At 41.4% G+C, this 10255-nt stretch carries 11 protein-coding genes; 9 read left to right on the top strand and 2 right to left on the bottom strand.

Features of this window, described 5'->3' with window-relative positions; translation table 11 throughout:
* The 6 genes from gatB to A3G19_RS08630 form a co-directional block, all read left to right on the top strand.
* The coding region (gatB, locus tag A3G19_RS08655) for an Asp-tRNA(Asn)/Glu-tRNA(Gln) amidotransferase subunit GatB (RefSeq protein WP_294872075.1) at positions 1-1414 on the top strand (1414 nt) is incomplete at its 5' end.
* Between the two features lie 9 nt (positions 1415-1423).
* Positions 1424-2980, top strand: coding sequence for an ion transporter (locus tag A3G19_RS08650; RefSeq protein WP_015654030.1), 1557 nt, complete (start codon positions 1424-1426; stop codon positions 2978-2980).
* Positions 2980-3675, top strand: a complete 696-nt coding sequence (locus tag A3G19_RS08645; protein WP_015654029.1) for an NAD-binding protein — start codon at positions 2980-2982, stop codon at positions 3673-3675. The genes A3G19_RS08650 and A3G19_RS08645 overlap by 1 nt, the downstream gene beginning before the upstream one ends.
* A 5-nt stretch (positions 3676-3680) precedes the next feature.
* Positions 3681-4568 carry an NAD(P)H-dependent glycerol-3-phosphate dehydrogenase gene (locus tag A3G19_RS08640; protein ID WP_015654028.1) on the top strand — a complete coding sequence of 296 codons (888 nt, stop codon included), beginning with the start codon at positions 3681-3683 and terminating at the stop codon, positions 4566-4568.
* Between the two features lie 7 nt (positions 4569-4575).
* Positions 4576-4866 carry a Dabb family protein gene (locus A3G19_RS08635; protein ID WP_015654027.1) on the top strand — a complete coding sequence of 97 codons (291 nt, stop codon included), beginning with the start codon at positions 4576-4578 and terminating at the stop codon, positions 4864-4866.
* 8 nt (positions 4867-4874) lie between these two features.
* On the top strand, positions 4875-5933 hold the full coding sequence (locus A3G19_RS08630; RefSeq protein ID WP_015654026.1) for a hypothetical protein: 1059 nt from the start codon (positions 4875-4877) through the stop codon (positions 5931-5933).
* 19 nt (positions 5934-5952) lie between these two features.
* On the opposite strand, the gene A3G19_RS08625 is transcribed toward A3G19_RS08630, so the two are convergent.
* Both A3G19_RS08625 and A3G19_RS08620 read right to left on the bottom strand, forming a co-directional pair.
* Complete coding sequence (locus A3G19_RS08625) at positions 5953-7380, bottom strand: methyl-accepting chemotaxis protein (RefSeq protein WP_294872072.1); 1428 nt, start codon at positions 7378-7380, stop codon at positions 5953-5955.
* On the bottom strand, positions 7355-7837 hold the full coding sequence (locus tag A3G19_RS08620; protein ID WP_015654024.1) for a PAS domain-containing protein: 483 nt from the start codon (positions 7835-7837) through the stop codon (positions 7355-7357). The genes A3G19_RS08625 and A3G19_RS08620 overlap by 26 nt, the downstream gene beginning before the upstream one ends.
* 112 nt (positions 7838-7949) lie before the next feature.
* Between A3G19_RS08620 and A3G19_RS08615 the strand changes: the two genes are divergently transcribed.
* The 3 genes from A3G19_RS08615 (at position 7950) to A3G19_RS08605 (ending at position 10244) form a co-directional block, all read left to right on the top strand.
* Positions 7950-8624: a response regulator transcription factor gene (locus tag A3G19_RS08615; RefSeq protein WP_015654023.1), complete on the top strand. Its 675-nt coding sequence runs from the start codon at positions 7950-7952 to the stop codon at positions 8622-8624.
* Positions 8621-9721, top strand: a complete 1101-nt coding sequence (locus tag A3G19_RS08610; RefSeq protein ID WP_294872069.1) for an ATP-binding protein — start codon at positions 8621-8623, stop codon at positions 9719-9721. Before A3G19_RS08615 ends, A3G19_RS08610 begins: the two co-directional genes overlap by 4 nt.
* Before the next feature lie 91 nt (positions 9722-9812).
* Positions 9813-10244: a hypothetical protein gene (locus A3G19_RS08605; protein ID WP_294872066.1), complete on the top strand. Its 432-nt coding sequence runs from the start codon at positions 9813-9815 to the stop codon at positions 10242-10244.
* The last annotated feature ends 11 nt before the right edge of the window (positions 10245-10255 follow it).

Here is a 10255-nt window from a genome sequence, read left to right as displayed (position 1 = left end):
CGGTTTGGAAGTTCACGTCCAGCTTAATACCCAGTCCAAACTTTTTTGCTCATGCCCTACCAGCTTTAATCACACCCAAAATACCAACACGTGTCCGACCTGTTTAGCTCTTCCGGGTGCATTGCCGGTACTCAACAAAGAAGCAGTTCGTAAAGCGGGGATGTTTGGAACGGCAGTCGGTGCGACGATCAACCGTACGTCGTTCTTTGACCGTAAAAGCTATTTTTATCCCGACAGTCCAAGTGCGTACCAAATTACACAGCTTTATACTCCGATTGTCGAACACGGAACATTGGTGATCGATTTTGAAGACGGGAGTCACAAAACGATCCGTATCAACCGTGCCCATATCGAAGCGGATGCAGGGAAAAATATCCATGATGGCGCTATTTCAAAAGTGGATCTAAACCGTGCGGGAACACCGTTACTCGAAATCGTCTCTGAACCCGATATGCGTTCGGCGGAAGATGCGATTTTGTATCTCAAAAAGCTCCACTCGATCGTCCGTTATATCGATATCTCGGATGCGAACATGCAAGAGGGATCATTTCGTGTTGACGTCAACGTCTCTATCCGTCCCAAGGGTGATGAGAAGCTTTATACCCGCGTCGAGATCAAAAACATCAACAGTTTCCGCTTTATTCAACGGGCAATCGAACTCGAAGTAGCCCGTCAGAAAGAGGCGTGGGAAGACGGTATCTATGAGAGCGAGATCGTTCAAGAGACACGATTGTTTGACCAAGTAAAACAAGAGACCCGCTCAATGCGCGGTAAAGAAGAAGCGGCCGATTATCGCTATTTCCCTGAACCGGATTTGCTCAAAGTGATCGTGGACGATGCGATGTATGCCGATGTCTGCAATATTCCAGAACTTCCCGATGCGAAAAAAGAGCGTTTTGTGAATGCGTTTGGTCTTCGTGAGTACGATGCGGCAGTTATTACGGCGGAACTCGAAAATGCCCATTATTTCGAATCGATGTTAGAGTGCGGTATTAGTGCTAAAAATGCTGTTACGTGGCTCACAGTAGAGCTACAAGGACGTCTAAAAGGGGGGATGGGTGCATTTGAATCTCCAATAAGTGCTGTAATGCTCGGAACCCTCGTAAAGCGGATCGAAGAGTCTGTTATCAGCGGTAAAGCAGCCAAAGAGGTTCTCGACTATCTTTTAGAAAACAATGGCGGCGATATCGATGAAGCGATTGAAAAACTGGGGCTTAAGCAAGTGAGTGACACGGGTGCCCTCGAAGCGCTTATCGATGAGATTCTAGCCGCAAACGGCGATAAAGTAGCCGAATATAAATCGGGTAAAGATAAACTGTTCGGTTTCTTCGTCGGTCAAGCGATGAAAGCCTCTAAAGGTTCAGCAAATCCGAATACGCTGAACGAAATCCTCCAAGCTAAACTTTCTCAGTAAAGGGAACGGATGTTGGGAAAATGGGTCGTCGATGCAGCTTATTTTCTCCAAACTTGCCATCCCTATCGTAAAGTAAAAAACAACGTTTATAATCTTTTAGAAAACCATCAGTATCACTACAAAAAAATCTTTGATCTTTTCATGATCGCACTTATTTTTATAAGTGTTTATATCCTGATACGTCAGGTTAAAAATGAGCTCTCTTCCGGATGGCTTTTCTTTAATAACTATATTATTTCGGTTATCTTTTTATTGGAATATCTCTTACGATTGTGGGTTTATAGTGACTCCTCTAAATCGATTATCGAGCAATACGAACAAGATCTTTTTCTCCATCGACAGTTTTCTTTGAGAAAAGCGATTGGACTGGCGATGTCGCGTAAATTCGAGTTTATCCGATCTCCTTCGGCGATTATCGATTTATTGGCCGTTATGCCATTTTTCCATGAATTGCGAATGTTGCGGGTGTTTATTTTGTTCCGTGTTCTCAAACTTTTCCGTTACGCGAAGAGTCTCCGTCGGCTTCTCTCAATTCTCTCCTCGAAAAAGTTTGAATTTTTTACCTTGATTATTTTTACGATGATCGTTACGATGATCGCATCGGTACTTATTTATGTTATGGAAGCGAACAATCCCGAGTCACCGGTTAATACCCTTTTTGATGCGGTCTATTGGGCAGTGGTAACGATTTTTACCGTTGGATACGGAGATATTATTCCGGTAACCTCAGAAGGCCGTGTCGTTGCAATGGTGGTCATTGTACTGGGGATTGCGGTTATCTCTTTTGCCACTTCAATCGTTGTTTCGGCTTTTACTGAAAAACTCGATGAGATCAAAGAGGAAAAATTGATCGATGATGTGAATCGATTAAAGCGGTTCTATCTGATTTGCGGTTTTTCGATGCTGAGTTTTGAAGTGATTAAAAAACTCCATAAGCGTCAAATTCCTATCGTAATCCTCGAAAAAGATCCGCTTCTTTTGGCGCAGGCCCGATCACACGGCTTTTTAGCGCTACAGTATGATTCTGCATCGATGGAGACCTACAGTCATCTTAAAATCAATTTTGCCCATCAAATCGAAGCGATTCTTTTACTCCATGAGAGTGATGTTGCCAATATTTTTACGGCATTGACGATTCGTGAAATGACAAAACATGTCCCTTTGTATTCGATATTACACCATTTAGAACATCGTCGAAAACTTCAGATGGCGGGAATTGACGTAATTATCAATCCACAAGAACTGATCGGTTTGATGGGAAAAATTCTTTCAGTTCAACCGGTAGCATTTGAAGCGATACATGCGCTTCGTTCGGAGCATACTTCGACGGTTATCGATGAAGTCGTAGTTCAAGAAGGGATGGAAAAAGTCTTTTTTACGTTGCTTGAAGAGCCGTTGTTTGTACGTCGTCTGAGTGTTTTGGGAATTTTTCATAAAGAGGATAAGGCATTTTGTTTTAACCCCGATGCATCGGAATGTTTCAAAGAAGGGGATGTCGCTATCTTATTGGCCAATCCTGTTTTGTTGAACGAATTTAAAACCAAACTACATCGTAGGAGCGTATGATGCAACGAACCTATGCTGCAATTTTCGGATACAACGAATACTCAAAACAGATTCTCAAACAAATTCAGAGTATTTACCGCGAAATCACTCTGTTCGTCTCAACGACTGCTGAAATGAATGCGGCACACAATGATGGGTTAGATGCTGAGCTTTTTGATTTAGGCGATGAATGGAATGTGATTGAAAAACGATTCGATGTTCGGCGATTGAGCGTTTTTTGTGCGTTAAATAATGACGCAGAGAATGTTTTTTTAACGATCTCGCTTCGTGCTTCATTTGAATCGATTTTTATCATTGCATTGGCCCAAAACAATGAGAGTATGCTCAAGATGAAAAGCGCCGGAGCGGACAAAGTGATGCCGGTATTACAGATCGCGGCGAATGTCATTGGAGATATCATCTCTAAACCAAACGTTACTCAGGTCTTGCATGAGATATTGTACGAAGATGATGGAATGGGCGTACTGGAAGTAAAGATAGCAAAAATGTCACCTTTGGTTGGTACGTATCTGTTTGATACCGATTTTAGAGGAGACTTTGATCTGATTTTACTGGCGATGGTGGATCATGAGAGAGAAAACAGCTTTAGCTTCGCGGTGGAAGGACACAATCATCATATTGATGCAGGAGATGTTTTAGTATTGCTCGGAGATAAAAAAAAGCTTGCCATATTTCAGCAGTGGGCGAGAGGATAAAGGGTATGAAAGTAGGGGTAATCGGTGCGGGAAAATGGGGCGAAGCGCTCGCGTTTGCCATGGGTGAAAAAAATGAGGTTATCATTACGTCACGTACTCCGCGTGATTGGGATAATTTTAAATCGCTTGAAGAGGTACTGGGGTGTGAGTATCTGATTATCACGGTACCGGCACAGCAAATCGGGAAATGGCTGGAAGAGAATTTTATTTTTAAAGGGCAAAAGGTTCTCGTTGCGGCGAAAGGGATTGAAGCCTCCAGCGGGAAATTTTTAAATGAAATCTATGCTCAGTATGTTCCCGAAGAGAATCTCTGTTTTTTATCCGGTCCATCGTTTGCTGCGGAGGTGATTCAATCGCTTCCAACCGCGCTCGTTATTAACTCAAGCTCAGAATCTACCGCAAAAGAGTTTGCCGCTCTTTTTCCTAGCTTTATCCGTACCTATGTGAGCAGTGACGTCATTGGAGCGGAGATTACAGGGGCTTATAAGAATGTTATTGCGATTGCCGCAGGGATATGTGAGGGATTGGGCCTTGGGCACAATGCCGCAGCGAGTTTGATTTCACGCGGCTTAGTGGAGATGGAGCGTTTCGGACGCTCTTATGGCGCAACGCAGGAGAGCTTTTTAGGTCTTAGCGGTGCAGGGGATTTGTTTTTGACTGCGAGTTCCTCTATGTCACGCAATTATCGGGTAGGGCTTGGGTTGTCTCAGGGTAAAACCAAAGAAGTGGTATGCCAAGAGATCGGTGAAGTGAGCGAAGGGATCGGGACGGCATACGCGCTTCATGAGATAGCCATTGCACGCGGAATCTATCTTCCCATCGCAGCGGAAGTGTATGCGATTTTAGAGGGGAAATCCCCGAGGCAGAGTTTAAAAGATTTGATAGAGAGGTAGAAAAAAAATGCTAGTGCACATTGTGATGTTTCAATTTAGTGATGAAAATAAAGAGGCCAATTTGGAACGGGTTAAAGAGATGTTAGAATCTTTACCGTCGAAAATCGATACCTTGCGTTCTATGGAAGTTGGGATAGATATCAGCCGAAGCGAGCGTTCATTTGACTTGGTACTTACGTCGACGTTTGATGATCAAGAGGGACTCAACGTGTACGTTCCGCATCCGGCACACCAAGAAGTTGTCAGCGTTATCAAAGAGGTTACAACCCTCTCAAAAGTTGTCGATTATATACAATAAGGAAATTTGTGAACGAAGAATTAAGTGTAGAGAATAGTAACGAACCATTTTATAAAAAATATAAAATCCATCTCTCGGTCGCTGCGGCGATAGTCGTTGTTGGTGTAAGTGCATTGAGTCATTATAAAAATGAGAAGGTCAAAGAAGAACTGGCCAAATCACTGAGCGAATATCAAAATACCCTTGTTTTGATGGGTGGAGAGATGAAATACGATGGTATCGATTGCAGCGGGATTATTACAACGGATTGTGAAATCGAAGCCCTTAAGTTCTCTATGTTGGGACAAGAACAGCTCTCCATCGGATCACTTCGTTTAGGTGATGTGGAATCATTATCGGAGTTTAAAGCATTTTCAAAAGGGGAGAGTGTGAAAGCTTCAATCGATATCGAAGCCGATAAAGTGGCACTTCCCAAACCGATTATCGCACAAATGATTGCTCAAAATGTGAGTGATGCATTTCAGCAAAATACCCTCAGCAAACTCAGTTCGATCAATCTTGCATTCAAAGGGGAAGTTGAGGGGACACAGATGCATTTAAAGCATCTCGAAATCGAACAGTTCCGTATTGATAATGCCATTATGCCGTTAGAATTTTCGATGAGTGCACGGGAAATTTCGAGCAGTGCACCTGATTCTATGATCTTGGACGAGTTTTCTCTCAGTATCGAAAATCGCGCTATTGCGGATGTCACATATGAATCGGTTAAAAGTTTTATTGATACCTTGAAAGAGGAAGAAAAAGGGATTTTTCTCAAAGAGTTTGCTCTCTCTTCGCACGATATAAATGACCGTAAAAAAGCGTCAATTGCTATCAATAATGCTATTGCAAAACGCTTTGAAGCCGATTTGCCGATGACTCCAGGAGTTGTTGAGAAAGAGCTTATTCGAGCAATGGTTAAAATGCTCAAAGGTGAGACCGATACGATTGTACTCGAAGGCAAAAATAAAAACGATTTAACGATGGTTCGAATCCAAAATGCATTGCAGCAATCCTCGACAATGAGTGAACAAGAAGCTGAAAAATATATGGCGGATAAATTTAAGATTACGGTAGAGGCGGATTAAACCTCCTCCACTGGAGGTTTCATCGGTGATTTTCTTCAATCATTGCTTCAGCAAGGCCGAAAAGCTCGCTGCTCGCTATTTCCATCGCTTTAAAGTCGTTTAAGATAAGATCGCGGTTTACGACACAGGTATCTTCCCCTTCAAGACATTTCATAGATTCCATCACATTATCATGCACTATTGCGTGCGGTTTGTCCATTTTTGCATAACTAGGAGTATTACCAAAGCGTTTTTTACCTTCGTCCACATACCATTTGCCCAATCGGCAGTGGGTATGTGTTCCGAATTCAGAAACTTTTTTTCCTAAATTGATCGATGTATAGGCATTGGTTTTGAAGACGATATGATCGATCATTATGAGGTTGATGAAAATACGGTCTTGAATACCGGAGAGTTCATTATCGATCACTTCAGTACTATGGCGTAAATGATTCATACTATCTTGGAACGTACGCATAAGGGCTGTAAAATCACCGACTACATGACGCATTTCGACGGAGTTAGCGGTATTTTCTATACTTTCTTGTTGAAGAACTTGTACAGTAGCGCGGATCTCACCTGTTGCTTTTTGGGTACTTTCCGCAAGTTTACGTACTTCATCGGCAACTACAGCGAAACCGCGTCCGTGTTCTCCGGCACGTGCTGCTTCGATTGCGGCATTAAGGGCTAAGAGATTAGTTTGGTCGGATATATCGCTGATCAGGTTAATAATCGCGGTGATCTCTTTGGAACGGTCTTCAAGCAGGGCAGTAGAGGTGGCATTTTGATCAATGAGAATATTCAACCCTTCGAGTTTGTTTCCGACTTTTTCAGCATCGTCGGCGCGTTCTATCGACATAGATGCTGCTTCTTTAACATTGGTTGATATTATTTCGAGTTTCGATGTATTGTTCATAAAACTTTTTTGGAGACCGATCAATTGTTCGTTATTTTTGTTGATGGTTGCCAAGTCCGCATTGAGCTCGGTGCGTAGTTGATGATGGAAATTTTCCTGCATGGACATGATACTGGCATTTATTTTATCGCCGGCATACGCTAAAATGGGATTGATCCCTTGTGTATTAAATTTTCTGAAATACTCGTTATTGGATGCGTAATCGACGGAGGCCCGCATCTCCCTCATAAAGGTTTCCATCTGATCGATTAAGTTATTGACACCGTGACAGATTCTTCCTGCCTCTCCGTGATCGACGATATTGGTGGCCCGCGCTTCAAAATTTCCTTCTACCGCATCTTCTAAAACACTAAGAGATTTTCGCAGATGAACTCTTAGTCCTTTGAGTTGAGCGTTGAACAGAAATGCAATAGTGATATAGACAATAAGTAAGATTGTATCAACCAAGCTGAATCCGTCAACAAAAAATTTAATGCCGTATCCGAATGCGAATAACCCTAAAAATAGAGATGCGATAAGTTGCAGTTTAGAGAGATAGGATGAATTTGTCATAGCGGCCTCCGAAATTTTTTAGTAACTCATCCAGTATCTTTTGTGATTGTGTGACTCCGCCTGAGCGTTCGGCATTTATGAGTCGCTGATAGAGCGGTTTGACGTGTGCGAGTGCTTTTTGGGAAGGTTTTCGGCGGACGGAATAATATCCCGCTACTCTGCCAGTTTTGTCCAAGGAAGGGGTAATGTTTGCATACACCCAATAGAAGTCACCGTTTTTGGCTTGGTTAATAACGTAGGCATTAACTTCACGACCCGATCTGATCGTATCCCATAAATGTTTAAAGATTAGTTTCGGCATATCCGGATGACGGACAATGTTATGTGGTGCACCGATGATCTCATGTTCTTCGTAACCGGCAAGGCGTAAAAAAAGTTCGTTACCGTAGATTATTTTTCCATGGGTATCGGTTTTAGAGACAATAATCTCATGTTCACCAAAAGTAAGTTCTTGCATTCAACTCCTTCATTTCCAATTTGTAACTTATAATAATATTTTTAGGTTTGCAAAAGGTTTCGTTAAACTTATTTTGGGTTAAAATAAGGAAAATTAATTCATAAAGAGAATCATGTATATTAGAAATAGTGATAAAAAAATCTTGGTTGTTGAAGACGATATAGAAAGTAATGACAATATATCATATTTATTAGAATCTAAATTTCGTGAAGTGATTAGTGCGTATGATGGAGTGGAAGGGTGGAAAAAGTATCAGGAAAAAACTCCGGATATTATTTTAACTGATATCGAAATGCCAAAAATGGATGGACTGGAGTTCATCCGCCGTATTCGTGCCGATAACTCGGAAATACCTATTGTTGTATTAAGCTCTTATTCCCATCAACACTATCTTCTTGGTGCTATTCCTTTGAAGCTTGAAGACTATTTACTTAAGCCTATTACATTGAAGAAATTGGATCAATTGCTCCAAATATTGGAACGTCACAAGAAAGATAAAATTTTAAAAAATATTGATATTAGTGAAAATATACATTATGACTTTCAAAGCAAAGCCATTTTCCAAAATGGAAAAATGTTACGATTGTCTCATTTGGAGATTTCATTAATGGAGCTTTTACTCAAACATCGAGGAAAGATTGTCAGTTATGAAGAGATAGAGTATACACTCTATGGTTCGCAGGAGATAAGTCGTAATGCCCTTAAAATTGTTGTGAGTAATCTGCGTAAAAAAGTTGTCGGTCTCAATATCCAATCAACACCGAAATTAGGATACCGTCTTTCATGAACCAATTTATCGAATATACCTCTAAAACGCATCTGTTTAATCTCGTCGATCAAACGGACAACAGGCTTTCCTTTGTGGATATACATTATATTTATCGTGCTGTCAATAAAATATATGTGAAAGCCCTTAACCGCGCTTATAGTGAGATTGTAGGGCACCATGTAGAAGAAGTATTGGGAAAAGAGGTCTTTTATAATGTAATCAAGCCCTATCTGGATCGAGCATTAGCGGGAGAAGAAGTCAGTTACGAATCATGGTTTACTTTTGCTCATGCAAAGAGAGTTTATTTACTGGTGCGCTATCATCCGGTTTATGATGAGGATAACATTATCGGTGTCGTTGTTACCGGTACCGATATTACGGAACGTAAAAAGCTTGAAGACGAAAAAGCTTTACAAGATAAATTGTTTTTGCAACAAGCACGTATGGCACAAATCGGAGAGATGGTCGCTTTTGTCGCCCATCAGTGGCGCCGTCCTTTACATACTCTCTCCACTTATTTGCTTCGAATGCGTCGCAGATTGGTAGAACAATCGTGCGAATGCATTGATGATGAATTGGGGCGGAGTGAAGAAATTTTGGAGCATCTTTCCCACAGTTTAGAGAGTTTGTATCACTTTCACAGTGATAAAGCCGGAGTTGTAAATGTGAAAATCTCTGTTGAAGAGGTAAAACGTCTTTTGGAACCTCATTTAAATACTGCCAATATCACGCTTGAGATTGATCTTTCCGGAGAGATGACAATCGATACCAAAGTACCCAGTAGTCGGTTGCTTCACCTTTATTCGGTATTTATAGAAAATGCGATTGAAGCTCTTGAAAAATCAGATCGGATCGACAAGAAAATCACGCTAAGCGGATGGGAAGACGGGGAGGCTGTGAGTGTTGATATCCACGACAACGGTGATGGGATGACACATGAACAGGCAAGGATGATTTTTGAAGCAGGTATAAGTACAAAGAGAAATGACGGTCATGGATATGGGCTTTATTTTGCCCGTAAAATCCTGAGTGAACAGTTTGGCGGATCGGTTAAGCTGATTCAAAACGAAGCGGGGGCATGTTTTCGGCTAAATTTTCCGAAGAATATCGAATAAGTGATACATATTTTTAATAGGTGTCAAACTTAATTAATACACTTTTAACAATTTTGCATTACAATAGTTAAAAATATTCAAGGAGTACCTCATGAAAGTATTACTAAGTATATTGTCGGCTTCGGCTTTATTCTCTACTTTTCTTTTTGCAGAACCGGCAATGATGCAGAATCAAAAAGGTCAAATGAATCATAAGATGATGCAAGAGAAAGAGAAGATGATGAATGCCCCTGAAAAAGTTTCACAAGAGATGGGTAAGCAAGAAAAAGGGATGGGTTACGGTCAAGGGATGATGCAGGGTAATGCTCCCGAAAAAGTCTCACAAGAGATGGGTAAGCAGGAAAAAGGGATGGGTTACGGTCAAGGTCAGGGGATGATGCAGGGAAAACAAAAAGGGATGGATGAAAGCGGAGGAATGATGGGTTCAGGAAAGAGCAAAGGAAAAGGTATGATGCAGGGGATGCAACAAGACCAAAATAGCACAATGGGCTCAGGCATGGGAAAAGGTAAAGGAAGGTATTAATCCTTTCCTTA

The sequence above is a fragment of the Sulfuricurvum sp. RIFCSPLOWO2_12_FULL_43_24 genome (assembly GCF_001829605.1).
In the GTDB taxonomy this organism is placed as follows: domain Bacteria; phylum Campylobacterota; class Campylobacteria; order Campylobacterales; family Sulfurimonadaceae; genus Sulfuricurvum.
The sequence above is the reverse complement of the archived record's forward strand: the minus strand, read 5'-3'. Positions and strand labels throughout refer to the sequence as shown.